We start from the raw sequence: 16,826 nt of genomic DNA on the forward strand, positions 1-16,826 counted from the left end.
CTCTTATGCCCTTCAGGCGATGTGCTCTTCCGCCAGTTCCGCGTTGAGGCGGTTGGAGAAGCGATTCACCATGCGCTTGGACTCGGCCTCGGGGAGCGTGATGCCGTACGTCGCCTCGACGTCGCCGATGAAGCCGCGCGGGGTGGGCGCTCCGTTCCCGCTCTTTATCGACTCACGGAAGACCTGGTAGAACGCGTCCTCGTCCGGTTCCGGGTTACCGCCGCCCTCGCCCAGTTCCCGGGTGCGGTTCGGCCCCACCGGGATGGGGAAGCTCCCGGTGTCCTCCGGGGAGGGTTCCTGCTCGTACTGGGTTTGGTACTGCTCGGCCTCTTGCTGTTCCGCGATCCACTGGGCGTACTGCTCGGGGTCGTAGGCCGGGTCGTAGCCGCCCTGGTATTCGACCTCGCGCGGGGCGTTGAACCAGGGGCTCTGGTCAGGCTCCGGGGTCTCGTCCGTCTGCTCGGCGTTGCGGTTGCTCTCGAGCTGCGGGCGCTGCTCGCCGGGAGGCGCCGCCTTCTGCGGGACTGGTGCCGCCGCGGGGGCACGACTGCCCGCAGCCGGATCGGCTTGCGGCGGCGGAGGGATCAGCGCAGGCTCGATGCCCGCCGCCGCCAGGCCCGCCGGGGCCGTTTCCGCCAGGGGGACGCCGTAGCGCGCCAGCCGTAGCGGCATCAGGGACTCCACCGGGGCCTTGCGGCGCCACGCCCGTCCGAAGCGGGAACGCAGCCGGGCCTGGTAGACGAGACGTTCCTGCTCCAGCTTGATGACCTGGTCGTAGGAGCGGAGCTCCCAGAGCTTCATGCGGCGCCAGAGGAGGAACGTCGGGACGGGGGAGAGCAGCCAGCGGGTGAGGCGGACGCCCTCCATGTGCTTGTCGGCCGTGATGTCGGCGATGCGGCCGATCGCGTGGCGGGCGGCCTCGACCGAGACCACGAACAGGATCGGTATCACCGCGTGCATGCCGACACCGAGCGGATCCGGCCAGGCGGCAGCGCCGTTGAAGGCGATCGTCGCCGCTGTCAGGAGCCAGGCCGTCTGGCGCAGGAGCGGGAAGGGGATCCTGATCCAGGTGAGGAGCAGGTCCAGGGCCAGCAGGACGCAGATGCCCGCGTCGATGCCGATCGGGAAGACGTAGGAGAAGTTCCCGAAGCCCTTCTGAAGGGCCAACTCACGGACGGCCGCGTACGAACCGGCGAAGCCGATGCCGGCGATGATCACGGCGCCGGCCACGACCACACCGATGAGAACGCGGTGCATCCGAGTCAGCTGAAGTGGCGCGGCCACCCGTACTCCCCTCCCCTTGCGTGTTGTTGCGCGCAACAGGGTGGCACACATGTGCGGAGGACGGGTGGCCGGTTCCCGTCGGGCCTGTTCAGCTGTCCGACGCGGGCTTCTTGGAGGGCGACGTCGACGCGTCCGTCGAGGGGTCGTCCGACGCGTCCTTGGACGCCGACTTCGACGGGGACTTGGACGGGGCGCCGCTCGCCTTGCCGCCGCCCGCGCCGTTCGCCTCGGACACCGCCGCCACCGCTTCCTCGGCGGCCTTCTTCGCGTCCTTCATCAGGTCGTCGGCGCTCGGGCTCTTGTCGCCGGCCAGGCCCGCGCCGTTGTAGTCGAGAATGACGACGACGTTCTCGACGCGTGCCACGACCGTCTGCTGCTTGAAGGTGCCTTCCTTCTTCTTCAGCTCGTAGCGCACGGCCGTCGCCTCGTCACCCGTCCCGGGCAACGGCTCCGACTTGGCGCTCTTGGCGCCCTCCACGGCCTGGACGTTTTGGACCTGCTTCTCGTAGTACTCCTGGGCCAGCTTGTCGGCCGGGCCGCGGGTGACGTCCGACTCGAAGCGCAGCATCGACAGGTTCAGCCAGCGGAACTGCGAGCCCTTGACGCCGTTGTTGTCGAGGCTGCTCCAGGAGCAGCTGCCGCGGGTCGAGATGTCGTCCGACTTGCCCTCCTTGCCGGACTTGCTCTCCGGAACGAGGTCCTCCAGCGTCTTCTTCGACAGCGCCTTGCAGGGCTCCGGAAGCTTGCCGTACGCCGCCGCCTGCACCGTCGGCGACGGGCTCGCGGACGCCGAGGCGGCGGCCTTCGCGGCCTTGTCCGAGCTGTCGCCGGAGCCGGAGTCCGAGGAGCAGCCGGCGGCCACCAGCATCACGGGGACGGCGGCCGCGCAGACAAGGACGCGGTTGAGTCGCTTCGCTCGCTGGTCTCGGTCTCGCTGTGCTCGTCGCTGCATGGTTCCTTCACTCATGACGCTCGTGGTTCCTGCGGTCGGAACGGGTCCGAGTGGCCACGGTACGCGGTGAGGCAGCCGTGTGTTCTTCCTTCGGGTGCTTTGCGGGTGCGCGTGAAGGGGGCGTGAAGGGGCCTCAGCCACTCAGCGAATCGGCCAGCTGCGAGGCCAGTTTCCGGGCCCTGTCCTGCATTTCCTTGCTGTCCGGGACGACGCCGACGGTGGCCGGCTGCTCGGCGTACTCGATGGTCACGATGACGTTGGACGTGCGGAATGCCACAGTCACCGTCCGCTGCTTGGCCGTCGAACCGGAGCTGCTCAGCTCGTCGTCGAGGAAGGCCTCGTCGCCGACGTCCTCCAGGACGCGGGGCTGGAGATCGGTCGGGGCGGCGGAGGCGGACGCCGAGGGCGACGAGGAGCCGGACGGGGACGGGGAGCCGGACGGGGACGGGGAACCGCTCGGAGAGGCGGAGGAACCGCCGGCCGGGGTGCTGCTCGTGGTCGCCGACTCGGTGGCGGTCGGCTCGGGCAGGTGGGCCGCCGCCTCCTTCTCCGCGAAGAGCTGCTCGGCCTGGCTGTCGTCGCTGACGGCGTTGTCGTAGGAGACGACCCGTTCGAAGTCGACGAGCAGATGGTCGGTGGCCTGCTGCGAATCGACCTTCCACTGGCAGCCGACCTTGCGGTCGGTGTCGTACGTGACCGTCGCCTCGCCCTCGTACGCCTTCTCGCGCTGTTCCCCGTCGATGATCTGCCGGATGCCGGGCAGGAGTTCGTCGAGGGAGCTCTGGCCTACGGCGCCGCAGGGCTCGGGCAGCGTGCGGTACCGGCCCGGCTCGGCGGCGGCCGAGGCCGTGCCCGTGTCGCCCGGGTTGGAGTCGTCCGTCGGGCCGCCGTCGCCGGAGCCGCCGGTGCAGCCGACCAGCAGGGCCGCGAGGAGCGCGGCGATACCGGGTGCGTACGCCTTCCGTTGCACGTGCTGGCCTCTCGACGCGGATTATTGGCTTGCCGCCGCAGGGCGGCCGATGAACACAATGTGTATCGCACGCACTGCCGTGGACGCCGGTCCGGATTCCCTTTCGTCGACCTTGGCTCCGGTATTTGCTGTTGAAGACTTCTGCTCGTTTACGGGGGATTGAGGACGCTATGTCGCATGTAGAGATACCTGGTGCGAAAGTGCCGATCCGGATGTGGACCGACCCGGCCGCGGTCGAGGGCTCCGCACTCCAGCAGCTCCAGAACGTCGCCACGCTGCCCTGGATCAAGGGCCTGGCCGTCATGCCCGACGTGCACTACGGCAAGGGTGCGACGGTCGGCTCGGTCATCGCCATGCAGGGCGCGGTGTGCCCCGCGGCGGTGGGCGTCGACATCGGCTGCGGAATGTCGGCGGTGAAGACGTCCCTGACGGCGAACGACCTGCCCGGGGATCTGTCCCGGCTGCGGTCGCGGATCGAGCAGGTGATCCCGGTGGGGCGGGGGATGCATGGCGATCCCGTCGACCCGGGGCGGTTTCACGGGTTGGCCACTGCCGGGTGGGAGGACTTCTGGGGGCGGTTCGACGAGGTCGCGGAGGCGGTCAGGTTCCGTCAGGAGCGCGCCACGAAGCAGATGGGAACGCTCGGCGGGGGCAATCATTTTGTCGAAGTATGCACAGATACGACCGGTTCTATCTGGCTCATGCTCCATTCCGGTTCCCGCAACATCGGCAAGGAACTGGCCGAGCATCACATCGGCGTGGCCCAGAAGCTCCCGCACAACCAGGGCCTGGTCGACCGCGACCTCGCCGTGTTCGTCGCGGACACCCCGCAGATGGCGGCGTATCGCAACGACCTGTTCTGGGCGCAGGAGTACGCGAAGTACAACCGCTCGATCATGATGGCGCTCCTGAAGGACGTGATCCGCAAGGAGTTCAAGAAGGCGAAGCCGACCTTCGAGCCGGAGATCAGCGCCCACCACAACTACGTGGCCGAGGAGCGCTACGACGGGATGGACCTGCTCGTGACCCGCAAGGGCGCGATCCGGGCCGGTTCCGGCGAGTACGGGATCATCCCCGGCTCCATGGGCACGGGTTCCTACATCGTGAAGGGCCTCGGGAACGACAAGTCCTTCAACTCGGCCTCGCACGGCGGGCCTGCGCATGAGCCGCAACGCGGCCAAGCGCCGGTTCTCGACGAAGGACCTGGAGGAGCAGACCCGGGGCGTGGAGTGCCGTAAGGACTCCGGCGTCGTGGACGAGATCCCGGGCGCCTACAAGCCGATCGAGCAGGTCATCGATCAGCAGCGGGACTTGGTGGAGGTCGTGGCGAAGCTGAAGCAGGTCGTGTGCGTGAAGGGCTGAGCCGCCCTCGGAGAGCGGCTGCCCTTTCACCTGGGGGCGTGCATCACCGTGTGAGGGTCCTGCTGCCTGTCCTCGTCCGGCGTCAGACCTCCCGGTGCACCTTGGTGTTCGACGCCTGGGCGCGGGGGCGGAGTATCAGGAGGTCGACGTTGACGTGGCTGGGGCGGGTGACGGCCCATGTGATGGTGTCGGCGACGTCGTCGGCGGTGAGGGGCTCGGCGACGCCCTCGTAGACCTTGGCCGCCCTGTCCTCGTCGCCGCCGAAGCGGGTCAGGGCGAACTCGTCCGTCTTGACCATGCCGGGGGCGATCTCGATGACGCGGACCGGCTGGCCGACGATCTCCAGGCGCAGGGTCTCGGCGAGGACGTGGGCGCCGTGCTTGGCGGCGACGTAGCCCCCGCCGCCCTCGTAGGTGCCGTGGCCCGCAGTGGAGGAGACGACCACGACCGTGCCGTCGCCGCTCGCGACCAGCTTGGGCAGCAGGGCCTGGGTGAGGTTGAGGGTGCCGATGACGTTCGTCTCGTACATCTGGCGCCAGTCGGCCGGGTCGCCGGTCGCGACCGGGTCGGCGCCGAGCGCGCCGCCCGCGTTGTTGACCAGTACGCCGACCGTCTTGAAGGCCGTGGCGAACTCGTCGACCGCCGCGCGGTCGGTGACGTCGAGGGCGTAGGCCGTGGCCTGGTGGCCCGCCGTGGTGATCTCCTCCGCCAGGGCCTCGATGCGGTCCTCGCGGCGGGCGGTGAGGACGACGCGGTAGCCCGCGGCGGCGAGCTGGCGGGCCGAGGCGGCGCCGATTCCGCTGCTCGCACCGGTGACGACGGCGATGCGGGAGGCGGCGGACGGGGCGGCGGTGGCCATGGGAGCTCCTCGGGCGTGGTGGACGGGCGGCGGTGCGAGCCTCCGGCCAGGATAGGTGGCCCCCATGGTGGGAGAATGGGGACGGGTGATCCTCCTGTTCCTCTGGAGGTTGGTCATGGGTGAGGCACGACAGGTCATGGACCGGCTCACGGACGCGGTCACCACGCACGCCGATCCGAACGTCATCGGCGAGCTGTACGCCGAGGACGCGGTCGCCTTCACCCCCGACGAGGGCGAGCTGCACGGGCGCGACAACATCGTCGAGTACTGGCGGACGATGACGGAGGCGGTCCCCGAGGCGACGTTCCAGCCGTTGCACTCCTACGAAGTCGGCGACACCGCCATCGACGAAGGGATCTTCAGCGGACGGAACACCGGGCCGCTGCAACTGCCCAATGGTGAGACGCTCCCGCCGACCCAGAAGGAGATCAGGATCCGCGGGGTGGACATCGCCACCGTGAAGGACGGCCGGATCGTCGACTACCGCCTGTACTTCGACGAAATGGACTTCCTGGGGCAGCTGGGGCTGCTGCCCGACGAGCCGTTCTGAGCCCCCGGCCCGGGAGGCCGGTCAGTTCCCTCGCGGGGCGTACATGATCACCGCCATGCCCGCGAGGCAGATCAGTGCGCCCGTGATGTCCCAGCGGTCCGGGCGGTAGCCGTCCGCGATCACGCCCCAGAGGATCGAACCGGCGACGAAGATCCCGCCGTACGCGGCGAGGACGCGGCCGAAGTGGGCGTCGGGCTGGAACGTCGCGACGAAGCCGTAGGCGCCGAGCGCGAGGGCGCCGCCGGCCGCCCACAGCCAGCCCCTGTTCTCGCGCACGCCCTGCCAGACCAGCCACGCGCCACCGATCTCCAGCAGGGCGGCGAGGACGAAGAGGGTGGCGGAACGCAGGATCTGCATGCGGGCAGCTTCGCATGCGCGGACCTGGCGCGGACCTGGCGCCCGGGGTGGTTGTCCCAAGGGTGGCTGGACGCCTGGGCACCGCTGCCGCTTCCTGGCACCCGAGGGTATGGTTGAATGGTAAACAACCTGGAGGGTGAGCGACCATGCAGTTCGGGATCTTCAGCGTCGGCGACGTCACGCCCGACCCGACCACCGGCCGGACGCCGACCGAACGCGAGCGCATCAAGGCCATGGTTGCCATCGCGCTGAAGGCCGAGGAGGCCGGCCTCGACGTCTTCGCCACCGGTGAGCACCACAACCCCCCGTTCGTGCCGTCGTCCCCGACCACGATGCTCGGCTACGTGGCCGCCCGCACCGAGCGGCTGATCCTCTCCACGGCCACCACCCTCATCACCACCAACGACCCGGTGAAGATCGCCGAGGACTTCGCGATGCTCCAGCACCTGGCCGACGGCCGGGTGGATCTCATGCTGGGGCGCGGCAACACCGCCCCCGTCTACCCCTGGTTCGGGCAGGACATCCGGCAGGGCATCCCGCTCGCGATCGAGAACTACGCCCTCCTCCACCGGCTGTGGCGCGAGGAGTCCGTCGACTGGGAGGGGAACTTCCGCACGCCGTTGCAGGGCTTCACCGCCACGCCCCGCCCGCTGGACGGCGTACCGCCGTTCGTCTGGCACGGGTCGATCCGCTCGCCGGAGATCGCCGAGCAGGCCGCGTACTACGGCGACGGCTTCTTCCACAACAACATCTTCTGGCCGGCCGAGCACACCAGGAGGATGGTCGAGCTGTACCGGGAGCGGTACGCGCACTACGGCCACGGCACGCCCGAGCAGGCGATCGTCGGCCTCGGCGGGCATGTGTTCATGCGGAAGAACGCGCAGGACGCCGTGCGCGAGTTCCGGCCGTACTTCGACGTCGCGCCCGTGTACGGGCACGGGCCGTCGCTGGAGGACTTCATGGCGCAGACGCCGCTGACCGTCGGCTCCCCGCAGCAGGTCATCGAGAAGACGCTGGCCTTCCGCAGTTACGCCGGCGACTACCAGCGCCAGCTGTTCCTGGTCGATCACGCCGGGCTGCCGCTGAAGACCGTGCTGGAGCAGATCGACCTGCTGGGCGAGGAGGTCGTGCCGGTGCTGCGCAAGGAGTTCGCCGTGGGCCGCCCGGCGGACGTGCCGGACGCGCCGGCACACACGGCCCGGCTCGCCGGGCCCCGAGGGTGAGAAGAGGGTAGGCACCCGGCCTGTGGTTGCGTGCCCCCTGGTGAGAGGGCAGTAAGAAGGACGCTCCGGCGCAGCTCATCCGGTCCCGGAACCCCGGCGGCGGGGCACACTGGACGCGTGTCCCAAACAGTGCTGCTCGCCGAAGACGACCGCGCCATCCGCAACGCCCTGGAGCGCGCCCTGACCCTGGAGGGCTACCAGGTCATGGCGGTCGCCGACGGTGTCGAGGCGCTGGCGCAGGCCCACCGCAACCGTCCGGACGTCCTCGTCCTGGACGTGATGATGCCCGGCATCGACGGGCTCCAGGTGTGCCGCGTGCTGCGCGCCGAGGGCGACCGGACGCCGATCCTGATGCTGACGGCCCTCGTGGAGACCGCCGACCGGATCGCCGGCCTGGACGCGGGCGCCGACGACTACGTGGTGAAGCCCTTCGACGTGGAGGAGGTCTTCGCCCGGCTGCGCGCCCTGCTGCGCCGCACCAGCCCGGTGGGCGTCGGCGGCGCAGCCGTGGCCGAGGCGCCCCGGCCGGTCCCCGAGCGGTTCATCGAGGCGGCCGGCATCCGTATGGACCCGCAGGCACGCCGGGCCTGGCGGGGTGCCCGCGAGCTGGAGCTGACCCGCACCGAGTTCGAACTGCTGGAGCTGCTGGTCCGCAACGCGGGCATCGTCCTCGACCACTCGACGATCTACGACCGCATCTGGGGCTACGACTTCGGCCCCGGCTCGAAGAACCTCGCCGTCTACGTCGGCTATCTGCGCCGCAAGCTCGACGAGCCGGACGCGCCGCAGCTGATCCACACGGTGCGCGGCGTGGGTTACGTGCTGCGGGAGGACTGAGTGGGCCGCCTCGGCCGGCTGGTGGACGGGCGGCGGCCGAAGCTGGTCTCGCTGCGCACCACGTTCGCGGTGTCGTTCGCGGCGGTGACGGCGGCCGTGACGATCCTGGTCGGCATCCTGTCGTACAGCGCGGCGGCCCGGCTGGTGCGGGTGGACCAGCAGACCGTGTTCGACGAGGTCGTGCAGGACCTGCGTGACGAGGTGCGGCAGAACCACATGACGCCCGGCGATTTCTCGTCCGCCGCGCCGGGCCACGACCTCGTCCGGCCCGCCCGCACGGACGTGCAGGTGCTCGGCCCGGACGGCCATGTCGTCGACCCGGGCAGCCCCGGACTGCCGGTCACCGGCGCCGATGTGCGGATCGCCGCCGCGGCGACGTCGGGGCGGGTGGCCGAGCACAAGGACGTCGACGTGGGCGACGACGTCTACCGCGTCGCGACCGTCTCCCTCGGCGGGGGCCGGGGCGCCGTGCAGGTCGCGCAGGAGTTCAGCGACGTCGAGGACCTGCTGCGGGCGCTCCAGCGGCGGACGCTCCTGCTGATGGCCGCCGTCGTGATCGCAGCCGGCCTGTTCGGCTGGTGGCTGGCCCGGCGGATCACGCGCCGCCTGGTCGTCCTCACCGACGCCGCCGAGGACGTCGCCCGCACCCGCCGCCTCGGCATCCAGGTGCCCGTCGCCGGTCACGACGAGGTGGGGCGGCTCGGCCGGGCCTTCGACCGCATGCTGGGGCGGCTCGCCCAGTCCGAGGAGGACCAGCGCCGCCTGGTCCAGGACGCGGGCCACGAGCTCCGTACGCCGCTGACCTCCCTGCGTACGAACATCTCCCTGCTCCGCCGGATCGACGAGCTCCCGCCCGAGACCCGCGAGGAACTGGTCGCCGACCTGGGGCAGGAGGCCCGCGAGCTGACCGACCTGGTCAACGAGCTCGTCGACCTCGCGGCCGGGCAGTCCGACACCGAGCCGCCGCAGCGGGTGGACCTCGCCGACATCGCGGAGGAGGTGGCGGGCCTCGCCCGGCGCCGCAGCGGACGGCGGATCGCGCTCCGCGCGAGCGGCGACACCACGACCGACGGGCGGCCGGGGATGCTGACCCGGGCGCTGTCCAACCTTGTCGAGAACGCGGTGAAGTTCGACCAGGGCGGCTCGGCTCCCATCGAGATCGTCGTGGCCGGGCCCGCCCGGCCGGGCACGATCCGCGTCGAGGTCCTCGACCGCGGCCCCGGCATAGCCGCAAAGGACCTCGACCGCGTCTTCGACCGCTTCTACCGCGCCGCCGACGCCCGCTCCCTGCCGGGCTCCGGCCTGGGCCTGTCCATCGTCCGCGAGGTGGCGCTCGCGCACGGGGGAGCGCCGTTCGCGTTCCGGCGCGAGGGCGGCGGGACGGTGATCGGGTTCACGGTGGGCGGGGGACTCGACTGACACGACCCGCCTCCCGCGAGGCTCACCTCGCGGGATCCCGCCGCAGGGTGCGACACAGGTGAAACCGTCCACCGTGTGTGAGACGCACCCCGGGCGTCCCCGAGAACAGCTCGTGCCCCTTGTCGTGATCCCCGGCCTCGGCGGCCTCCTGGTGGGCCTCGACGCTGGTCCACTCGGTGTATAGCAGCACCCGGCTGCCGTCGACGCTGTGCAGGAAGTGGGCGGAGATCGCCCCGGGGTGGCCGCCTTCGCGTGGCTGGGCCTCGATCACCGCTTCGGTGAAGGCGCGCTGCCGCTCGGGTCCGTCGACGTCGAAGGCGGCGGTGATCAGACACCCCGGGTCACGCGTCTCGTGCTCCTCGGCGAGGCTGCGGTAGAGCCGGTAGCGGGGCGGACCGGTCGGCGGAATGGCGGTGCCGTCGGTCCACTGGGCGAGCGTCAGCACCGTCTCCCCGTCCGTACTCAGGAACCAGCTGACGGCGGCCGGCCCGGCGGGCGGGGACCCCAGTGAGGCGAACTCGGCCTCCACGAGAGCCTGTTGCTGCTCCAGGCCGTCGGTGTACTGCGTGCCGATCACCAGCGTGCCGGGGACGGTCAGGTCCGGGAAGGGGGCTGAGGGCACGGACGGGACTCCTTCGTGAACGGGAGCGGAACCGTGATCGTGCCCGAGGGCGGCGGGGAGTCGTCAACTGCTCTACATCTCAGTCCGAACCGTGTCCGACGACTGCTACCGTCCGCTCATGCCTCCAGCTCAACGGCACCCCACGATGGCCGACGTCGCCGAACGGGCCGGGGTATCCGCATCCACCGTCTCGCGCACGCTGCGCGGCCTGTCCACGGTCTCGCCGGAGGTGCGGGCCCGCGTCGAGAAGGCCGCGCGCGAGCTGAACTTCGCCGTGTCCCGGCAGGCCGCGAGCCTGGTCACGGGCCGGACCGGGACGGTGGCGGTGCTGGTCCCGACGCTCAACTCCTGGTTCATGGGATCCGCCCTGTCCAGCCTGGCCCCGCTGCTCCGGGCGGCCGGCATGCAGCTGAACGTCTACGAGATCCCCGACCTGGCCGAGCGCACCGCGTTCTTCGAGCACCTCCCGGCACGCCGCAACGCCGACGCGCTGCTGGTGTTCTCCTTCGACCTCACCGACGAGGAGACCGCGCGGCTGGACGACCTCGGCATGCCGGTGATCTACGTCAGCCAGCACGTCGAGGGACGGTCCAGCGTCTACGTCGACGACGTGGCCGGGGCCCTGCACGGCACCCGGCATCTGCTCAACCTCGGCCACCGCCGGATCGCCTTCGTCCAGACCGCGGGCGCGAGCGGCTTCTCCTTCAGCTCCAACGAACGGCTGCTGGGCTACCAGCAGGCGCTCACCGAGGCGGGGGTCCCGCTCGACGACGACCTGGTGGTCTCCACGCGGGTCGGCGACAAGCGGGCCGCCGCCGAGGTGCTCGGCATGCTGCTGAGCCTGCGCGAACCGCCCACCGCCGTCTTCGCCGAGCAGGACGAGGTCGCCGTCGCCCTCATCTGGAACCTGCGCAAGACGCAGATCGCCGTACCCGAGCGCATCTCGGTCCTCGGCTTCGACGACCAGCCGCTGGCCGACTGGTTCGACCTGTCCACGGTCGCCCAGTCACCGTCGGACATGGGCCGGGAAGCCGGGGAGCTGGCGATGAAGCTCATCGAGGACTCCGAGGCGGATCACGAGCGGCATGTCGTGCTGCCGACGTATGTGATCCCGCGGGCTACGACTGCGCCGGTGGCTCGGGTCCGGGACGAGGGGAGCGGGTTGGTGAGCCGGCACACAGGGGATGAGGTGACGCAGGGCGGCGGCGCGTGAGGCATGCGCCGCAGCCGGGGACCGGCGTCAGTCCTCCGCGAGGGCGAAGAACCGCATCGGGGAGTTCGCCTTGAAACCGATGCGTGGATACACGGGCGCTCCTGCGACGGTGGCGTGCAGGTTCGCCCGGGTCAGCCCGGTGGCCCGGCCACCCTCGTACAGCGCCTTCCGCGTCACCGCTTCTCCGTATCCCCGGCGCTCCCACGCCGGATCTGTGGCGACGAGCAGCACGAAGAGGCGGCTGTCGGCCTCGACGGTGGCGGCGCAGGTCACGGGAGTGCCGTCGGCGCGCACGCCCAGGTAGGCGTACACCTGGCTCTTCCACAGCGAGGAGCGGCCGAGACCGTCACGGCCGTCCTCCAACGGGAACTCGTAGGCACGCGAGTTGATGTCGGCGAAGGCTTGCAGCTGCTCATCGGTGGTCACCCGCACGAACGTCAGGTCGGGGTGGGCGGGTTCGGGAATGGGCAGCATGTCTCCCGCCATGCCGGTACCGGGAAAGGCGTGCACGAGCCCGGCTCGCTCGGCGGCGTCCCCGAGCCCCGCGCGGGCCTCATCGTCGAGCAGATCCTCGAAGACCCACAGAAAACCGGGGCACTTCTTCGACCGCATGATCGCCGTGACCTCGTTCAACCGCTGTTTCAGCAGCCCGGCGGTCGTGCCGGGTTCGGTCAGCGTGACGCAGTTCCAGAAGGCGAACCGGCAGTCGGCCCAGCGGACGGCGATGCCCGGCAGATCGCGGACATCCGCCTGCGGATCCCGGTCGAGCACCATGGTCCGCCACACGGTGGCGAGCTGCTCCATCGATTCGATCGAGTCCGCGAGATCACGCATGTAGCCCCCCAGGTCGGCGACGAGCACGGGAGTTGCCCGCGCCCAGTACACGTACTGCCCTTCGCGGGGCTGCCTCATCCTTCCGGGGCAGTGGCCGCCGGTGAGTTCGCTTCCTTTTTCGACCCGCGCCGGCCCTGGCGCGAACTCTCCCTCACAGCAGATGTCCCGTCCTGAGCATGCTGCTGTGCGCGCACCTGGCCATCGCCATCCTCATGGGGCTGCCGTTCTTCTCCGGAGCGGTGATCACGCGGACTCCGTGTTCCTGCCGGACCACTACTGCCGGCCGCGGGGACGACTGTGGCCACCCACGAGCCGACAGGCAGGCGCCGGGAAGACGGGATCCGCCCCCACGGAGAGCCGGCACTCGTGCCGCCGCGGCCCACACCGTCGAGTCAGTGAGGGACCGTGTGGTCTGCGCGGCGACGGTATGGGGCGGCTGTTGCGGGGCGGTACGTCATCGCGGGTCGTTTCCCTTCGCGTGGCGTCGGGTCAGTGACCACGGCGTGTGGCCTTGGCCGTCGGGGGGCGGAGGGGAGGACCGGGACGGGTTCGCCGGCTGTTCGGTGGAGTCGGCCGGGTGGTGCCCACTCGACGTGGGCACCACCCGGGGCGCATGTGGTCAGCGCCTGAAAGCGTCCTTGGCCTTGTCCGCGGCCCGCTTCAGGCTTCCGGAGACCCGATCGATCCCGCCTTCGCGCCGCAGTCGCCGATTGCGGGTGGTCCGGCCGTTGAGTTCCTGTGTCTTGTGCTCGATCGTCTGTCCGACGCTCATGACTGTCCTCTGCGTGTCGGCTGGAAGAGCTCTTGCGCATGATCGCCGTGCAGGCCGTCATGCCCGCGGGGTGAGATCGGGCGCGGAGTGGATTACCTGCGACCACGGCTGTACCGGCGGCGGCCACCGCTGCGCCCGCGCTTGGCGAAGCCGACGATCCAGACGACCAGTAGGACTGCCGCGACCCACCACAGGATCTGCATCGTGAAGCCGAACCCGAAGACCACCAGGATCAGCAGAAGGAGAAGAATCCAGAACATTGCCGAACCTCCAAATCGCGGGTACTTCCTGATTCCGCGGGGTCCGGGCGAAGCGGGAAGGTGGAATGCCACGCCCGAACAATCCGGAGTGGCATAGCCCTACGCCGTGTTGCCAGTCAACGCCCGGCAACCTCCCTTGTCAACGCAGTGTCGGCACTGACGGAGCTGGGCAGGGGCCGCTGAAGGGGGCTGGAGCGGGAACGACAGCGCGTACGTGTGTACCGCCTGTTGTGGGCTGCGTGCGACGCGGCGGGCAGCGGATCGGTGCCCGTTCGGGGCGCATCGGGCGCGCCGGGATCGCGTGACGATGGGCGCGTGCGGGAACGGCCTCGTTCGTGACGCGGCGGGTTCCGGCACTGATGCGCAGGGTGCGCCCTCTGGGGAGCGCGTCGGCGGTGCGACGCTGCCCGGGGGCAGGGGCGGCATGTCGCACGCCAGCGCTTGCAACTGTTCCCCAACAGGTGTCAAGTAGCCATCCGTGCCGGGCAGGAGGCGCTGACGTCGCACGGTATCCGCAACCCCTGGGGAGGGCTACGCTGTGAGGTGAGGCCCCAGTCCCCGGTTTCGATGCTGTGTTCCGCTCCCGGGGAGGCCCGCCGTGTTCGTCCTGCTCCTCATCCTCATCGTGGTCCTGTTCGGCTTCGGCTTCCTCCATCCCTTCTGGTGGGTGGCTGGGGCGGTGCTGGTCTACGGCGTCACCCGCCACGGCCGCGATCGCGGCGCAGGCCGGAGCCGCGACGGCAGCTCCGATCCCGGGGACTACCGGGACTACCAGGAGCACCGGGACCGCCGGGAACGCTGGGACCGCCGCTACCGCCGCCAGAACCGGGCACGTTGGCGGCGCGAGGACCGTCGGGACCACGAACACCGCAGGTGACCCGCGGAGTAAGCCGGCAGCCACGGGTTCCGGGACGGCTCCAGGCCAGGCAGGACAGTCGCGATCGTCAAGAGGTACATGCCATGCAACGCACAACCGCGATCCAGCAGGAGTGGTGGGAACTGCAGGCCGAGGCCACGTCGGGGAACGCACCTGCGGGACAGGACGTCGCCGCACCGCGCGCCGAGAACGATCAGTCGCGGTGGGCGTTGGCCGGCCGCGCGGTCATCGACCAAACCCGCGGCATGGTGATGGTCCTGACCCCCTGCAGCCGTGGGGCGGCCAGGAAGCTGCTGGTGGATGCCTCACGGCAGTGCGACGCCAGACTTCCGGAGGCGGCCGCGTCCATGGTCGCCGCCTGGGAGGACAAGCCGCTCCCGGAGCGGACGCAGCGGGCGCTGCGTCGTACGCTGCGGCGATTTCAAGCGGAAAACCAGGAGTCTGACTCACGACGACCTGGCGGGTCGTACAGGTAGGGAGAGGCCATGATCCACGCAGCCGACGTCCGAGAATGGCGCAACCGCGATGTCGTCGACACCGAGTCACACAAGATCGGTGTCCTCGAGGCGGTCTATGTGGACACCACCACCGACGAGCCGGCCATGGCCACGGTACGGACCGGACTGCCCATCCGGCGCCGTCTGGTCTTCGTCCCCCTTGAGGACGCGATCGCCGGGCCGGACTATCTCAAGGTCGGCTATGTCAGAACGCTGGTGAAACAGGCCCCTTCGATCGGCACCGACGACGTCCTGCCCGCCGAGCAGGAGGAAGCGATCTTCAAGCACTACGGACTGACCTACGAAACCGGTGCGGCCGGAGAACGGCAACTGGCGCGTCGCTGATCACCTATGGACGGGATGACTGCCCTGTGAGGTACGGACCATGGACCAGGTGACCACGCCCCGTGGCGAGCAGCGGTTATTGAGGACAGTGCCTTCGGCGGAGGACGCGGTTTTGCTCGCCGAGGTCGTCGCACTGCGCGCCGAGAATGAGCAGTTGGGGCGAGCGCTGGCGAGCCGTGCGGTGATCGACCAGGCGCGCGGCATGATGATGGCCCTGGCGCCGTGTCCCAGTGACCGGGCCTGGGACCTCCTGGTGGACGTGTCGCAGCACTGCAACATCAAGCTCCGCGACGTGGCTGAGGCTCTGGTCGCCACGACGAAGCACCGGACGCTCCCGGAACCGATACAGCGGGAACTGCGCCGAGCGATGAGGCGCCTCCATGCGGAGGACCGGAGATGACGGCGCACGCGCCCAGCGGACGGCACCGGAAGCTGTGAGTTCAGCACTCCAGTCCCTTCGTCAGGACGGCCGCCGGACGCCTCTGTTGTGCAGCCCACCTCGTGGATCTCAAACAACGCGGCCCTGTTGAAATCGCACACCCGGGAACCGCCGGGTGTGCTGCGGTCTGCCGCCCCCCGGTGAGTGACGCCACCGATCGGGGAGACACGTGCCTCTGTCGTACGCACACGCACGCAGAGCCCACGAAGCACATACACCTACGACCGACCCCAGTCGCGGCACCGCCTTGCCGAGCTTTGCCATACCGACGATCCTCGGCGAAGTGAAAAGGCACTGCCGGGACCACCTCTGGGGCGTGCATGTGGCGCGAGAAGCCGGCAGCGCACCGCGGTTGCCGGCACCGGCAGGCGGCCTTCCCACCGCCGTCTGATCGAGGACGGCGCAGAGCAGTAGCGGGCCCCCGCCAGTGCGTGGGTCAGGGTCCCAGGTCGGCGAGGGGTTCGGAGTCGTCGATGAGGGCACGGGCCACATCGGCCAGGCGCCGGTTGTGGGCCCGGGCGTAGCCGCGAAGCGCGGTGAATGCCTGCTCCATGTCGATGCCCTGGCGTTCGGCGAGTTTCCCCTTGGCCTGTTCGATCAGAACCCGGCTGTTCAGCGCCGTCTGCAGTTGTTCGTTGAGCACCGTGCTGCGCTGAGTGGTGCGTTGTTGCAGCAGGCTGATGGTGGCGACGTCGGCCAGGGCCTGGGCGATGAGTGTGGCGGCCGGATCGAAGGGGCCGGGCGCGGTGCGGAAGAGGTTCAGGGCGCCCACGGTCTCGTCCCGCAGGCGCATGGGCAGGGCCTGGACGGCCCCGAATCCGCTGCGATGGGCCACCGTGACGAAGCGCGGCCAGCGATCGACCTCCCGGGTCAGGTCGTGGATGATCACCGGTGCGCCGGTGCGGAAGCAATCGAGGCAGGGGCCTTGGTCGTTCTGGAGCTGGAAGAGCTCCAGCAGGCGCACCTGTTCGTCGGACGCGGCCATGACGCGGAGTTTGCCGTCCCGGTCGGCGAGCAGCACCCCGGCGGCGCTCGCGTCGAGCATGCCGACGCAGCGGTCGGTCAGCAGGCGCAGGAAGTCGATGATGTCGAAGTCGGCGACCAGATTGTCGGCCAGCTCGACGAAGGTCTTGGCCAGAAGCTGTTGATCCATC

19 protein-coding genes and 1 pseudogene are annotated in these 16,826 nt (G+C 70.1%); 10 read left to right on the forward strand and 10 right to left on the reverse strand.

Features of this window, described 5'->3' with window-relative positions:
- Nucleotides 1–12: 12 nt before the first annotated feature.
- From V8690_RS24980 to V8690_RS24990, 3 genes are all read right to left on the reverse strand, one after another.
- A complete protein-coding gene (locus tag V8690_RS24980) occupies nt 13–1,284 on the reverse strand; it encodes a DUF2637 domain-containing protein (protein ID WP_338782239.1) in 1,272 nt (423 codons plus the stop codon).
- Nucleotides 1,285–1,372: 88 nt separating this feature from the next.
- A complete protein-coding gene (locus V8690_RS24985; protein WP_338782241.1) occupies nt 1,373–2,251 on the reverse strand; it encodes a DUF3558 family protein in 879 nt (292 codons plus the stop codon).
- 118 nt (nt 2,252–2,369) lie between these two features.
- Nucleotides 2,370–3,206 (reverse strand): DUF3558 domain-containing protein, encoded by an 837-nt coding sequence (locus V8690_RS24990; RefSeq protein ID WP_338782243.1) that lies wholly within the window; start codon nt 3,204–3,206, stop codon nt 2,370–2,372.
- Nucleotides 3,207–3,376: 170 nt separating this feature from the next.
- Here V8690_RS24990 and V8690_RS24995 point away from each other — a divergent pair.
- Nucleotides 3,377–4,568, forward strand: a pseudogene (locus V8690_RS24995) (RtcB family protein).
- An 82-nt stretch (nt 4,569–4,650) separates the two neighbouring features.
- Here the strand turns inward: V8690_RS24995 and V8690_RS25000 are convergent.
- Nucleotides 4,651–5,427, reverse strand: coding sequence for an SDR family oxidoreductase (locus V8690_RS25000; RefSeq protein WP_338782246.1), 777 nt, complete (start codon nt 5,425–5,427; stop codon nt 4,651–4,653).
- Between the two features lie 115 nt (nt 5,428–5,542).
- Here V8690_RS25000 and V8690_RS25005 point away from each other — a divergent pair, with 115 nt between their 5' ends.
- Nucleotides 5,543–5,977 carry a nuclear transport factor 2 family protein gene (locus V8690_RS25005; protein WP_338782247.1) on the forward strand — a complete coding sequence of 145 codons (435 nt, stop codon included), beginning with the start codon at nt 5,543–5,545 and terminating at the stop codon, nt 5,975–5,977.
- A 21-nt stretch (nt 5,978–5,998) separates the two neighbouring features.
- Here V8690_RS25005 and V8690_RS25010 read toward each other — a convergent pair whose 3' ends face one another.
- Nucleotides 5,999–6,334 carry a YnfA family protein gene (locus V8690_RS25010; protein ID WP_338782249.1) on the reverse strand — a complete coding sequence of 112 codons (336 nt, stop codon included), beginning with the start codon at nt 6,332–6,334 and terminating at the stop codon, nt 5,999–6,001.
- Nucleotides 6,335–6,480: 146 nt separating this feature from the next.
- On the opposite strand from V8690_RS25010, the gene V8690_RS25015 reads away from it, so the two are divergent.
- The 3 genes from V8690_RS25015 to V8690_RS25025 all read left to right on the forward strand — a co-directional run bounded on the left by V8690_RS25015 (nt 6,481) and on the right by V8690_RS25025 (nt 9,813).
- Entirely contained in the window at nt 6,481–7,557 is a 1,077-nt protein-coding gene (locus V8690_RS25015; RefSeq protein ID WP_338782252.1) for an LLM class flavin-dependent oxidoreductase, read from the forward strand.
- 117 nt (nt 7,558–7,674) lie between these two features.
- Complete coding sequence (locus V8690_RS25020) at nt 7,675–8,394, forward strand: response regulator transcription factor (RefSeq protein ID WP_338782253.1); 720 nt, start codon at nt 7,675–7,677, stop codon at nt 8,392–8,394.
- The gene (locus V8690_RS25025) at nt 8,395–9,813 is read left to right on the forward strand and encodes a HAMP domain-containing sensor histidine kinase (RefSeq protein ID WP_338782255.1); all 1,419 of its coding nucleotides are present in this window, start codon (nt 8,395–8,397) and stop codon (nt 9,811–9,813) included. It abuts the gene before it with no gap.
- Nucleotides 9,814–9,835: 22 nt separating this feature from the next.
- On the opposite strand, the gene V8690_RS25030 is transcribed toward V8690_RS25025, so the two are convergent.
- Nucleotides 9,836–10,435: an antibiotic biosynthesis monooxygenase gene (locus V8690_RS25030; protein ID WP_338782257.1), complete on the reverse strand. Its 600-nt coding sequence runs from the start codon at nt 10,433–10,435 to the stop codon at nt 9,836–9,838.
- 145 nt (nt 10,436–10,580) lie between these two features.
- On the opposite strand from V8690_RS25030, the gene V8690_RS25035 reads away from it, so the two are divergent.
- Nucleotides 10,581–11,648 carry a LacI family DNA-binding transcriptional regulator gene (locus tag V8690_RS25035; protein WP_338785449.1) on the forward strand — a complete coding sequence of 356 codons (1,068 nt, stop codon included), beginning with the start codon at nt 10,581–10,583 and terminating at the stop codon, nt 11,646–11,648.
- Nucleotides 11,649–11,675: 27 nt separating this feature from the next.
- On the opposite strand, the gene V8690_RS25040 is transcribed toward V8690_RS25035, so the two are convergent.
- The 3 genes from V8690_RS25040 to V8690_RS25050 form a co-directional block, all read right to left on the reverse strand.
- Nucleotides 11,676–12,482 carry a GNAT family N-acetyltransferase gene (locus V8690_RS25040; protein WP_338785450.1) on the reverse strand — a complete coding sequence of 269 codons (807 nt, stop codon included), beginning with the start codon at nt 12,480–12,482 and terminating at the stop codon, nt 11,676–11,678.
- A 619-nt stretch (nt 12,483–13,101) separates the two neighbouring features.
- Entirely contained in the window at nt 13,102–13,254 is a 153-nt protein-coding gene (locus V8690_RS25045; protein ID WP_338782259.1) for a CsbD family protein, read from the reverse strand.
- A 92-nt stretch (nt 13,255–13,346) separates the two neighbouring features.
- Nucleotides 13,347–13,514 (reverse strand): hydrophobic protein, encoded by a 168-nt coding sequence (locus V8690_RS25050; RefSeq protein WP_232269135.1) that lies wholly within the window; start codon nt 13,512–13,514, stop codon nt 13,347–13,349.
- 598 nt (nt 13,515–14,112) lie between these two features.
- On the opposite strand from V8690_RS25050, the gene V8690_RS25055 reads away from it, so the two are divergent.
- The 4 genes from V8690_RS25055 (at nt 14,113) to V8690_RS25070 (ending at nt 15,633) form a co-directional block, all read left to right on the forward strand.
- Nucleotides 14,113–14,391, forward strand: coding sequence for a hypothetical protein (locus V8690_RS25055; protein WP_338782261.1), 279 nt, complete (start codon nt 14,113–14,115; stop codon nt 14,389–14,391).
- 83 nt (nt 14,392–14,474) lie between these two features.
- Nucleotides 14,475–14,867, forward strand: coding sequence for an ANTAR domain-containing protein (locus V8690_RS25060; RefSeq protein ID WP_338782263.1), 393 nt, complete (start codon nt 14,475–14,477; stop codon nt 14,865–14,867).
- A gap of 9 nt (nt 14,868–14,876) precedes the next feature.
- Nucleotides 14,877–15,233, forward strand: a complete 357-nt coding sequence (locus V8690_RS25065; protein WP_338782265.1) for a PRC-barrel domain-containing protein — start codon at nt 14,877–14,879, stop codon at nt 15,231–15,233.
- A gap of 40 nt (nt 15,234–15,273) precedes the next feature.
- Nucleotides 15,274–15,633, forward strand: a complete 360-nt coding sequence (locus V8690_RS25070; protein ID WP_338782266.1) for an ANTAR domain-containing protein — start codon at nt 15,274–15,276, stop codon at nt 15,631–15,633.
- A gap of 475 nt (nt 15,634–16,108) precedes the next feature.
- On the opposite strand, the gene V8690_RS25075 is transcribed toward V8690_RS25070, so the two are convergent.
- Nucleotides 16,109–16,825 carry a GAF and ANTAR domain-containing protein gene (locus tag V8690_RS25075; protein ID WP_338782267.1) on the reverse strand — a complete coding sequence of 239 codons (717 nt, stop codon included), beginning with the start codon at nt 16,823–16,825 and terminating at the stop codon, nt 16,109–16,111.
- Nucleotide 16,826 lies beyond the last annotated feature (1 nt).

Origin of the sequence: Streptomyces sp. DG1A-41 (assembly GCF_037055355.1) — a bacterium.
In the GTDB taxonomy this organism is placed as follows: domain Bacteria; phylum Actinomycetota; class Actinomycetes; order Streptomycetales; family Streptomycetaceae; genus Streptomyces.

Excerpts from the sequence above, each read along its gene's own strand:
- V8690_RS25035 (WP_338785449.1), top strand. The coding sequence starts at position 10,581 with ATGGCCGACGTCGCCGAACGGGCCGGGGTATCCGCATCCACCGTCTCG.
- V8690_RS25075 (WP_338782267.1), bottom strand. The coding sequence starts at position 16,825 with ATGGATCAACAGCTTCTGGCCAAGACCTTCGTCGAGCTGGCCGACAAT.
- V8690_RS25000 (WP_338782246.1), bottom strand. The coding sequence starts at position 5,427 with ATGGCCACCGCCGCCCCGTCCGCCGCCTCCCGCATCGCCGTCGTCACC.
- V8690_RS25045 (WP_338782259.1), bottom strand. The coding sequence starts at position 13,254 with ATGAGCGTCGGACAGACGATCGAGCACAAGACACAGGAACTCAACGGC.
- V8690_RS25050 (WP_232269135.1), bottom strand. The coding sequence starts at position 13,514 with ATGTTCTGGATTCTTCTCCTTCTGCTGATCCTGGTGGTCTTCGGGTTC.
- V8690_RS24985 (WP_338782241.1), bottom strand. The coding sequence starts at position 2,251 with ATGAGTGAAGGAACCATGCAGCGACGAGCACAGCGAGACCGAGACCAG.
- V8690_RS25040 (WP_338785450.1), bottom strand. The coding sequence starts at position 12,482 with ATGCGTGATCTCGCGGACTCGATCGAATCGATGGAGCAGCTCGCCACC.
- V8690_RS25005 (WP_338782247.1), top strand. The coding sequence starts at position 5,543 with ATGGGTGAGGCACGACAGGTCATGGACCGGCTCACGGACGCGGTCACC.
- V8690_RS25015 (WP_338782252.1), top strand. The coding sequence starts at position 6,481 with ATGCAGTTCGGGATCTTCAGCGTCGGCGACGTCACGCCCGACCCGACC.
- V8690_RS25065 (WP_338782265.1), top strand. The coding sequence starts at position 14,877 with ATGATCCACGCAGCCGACGTCCGAGAATGGCGCAACCGCGATGTCGTC.
- V8690_RS25070 (WP_338782266.1), top strand. The coding sequence starts at position 15,274 with ATGGACCAGGTGACCACGCCCCGTGGCGAGCAGCGGTTATTGAGGACA.
- V8690_RS25010 (WP_338782249.1), bottom strand. The coding sequence starts at position 6,334 with ATGCAGATCCTGCGTTCCGCCACCCTCTTCGTCCTCGCCGCCCTGCTG.
- V8690_RS25060 (WP_338782263.1), top strand. The coding sequence starts at position 14,475 with ATGCAACGCACAACCGCGATCCAGCAGGAGTGGTGGGAACTGCAGGCC.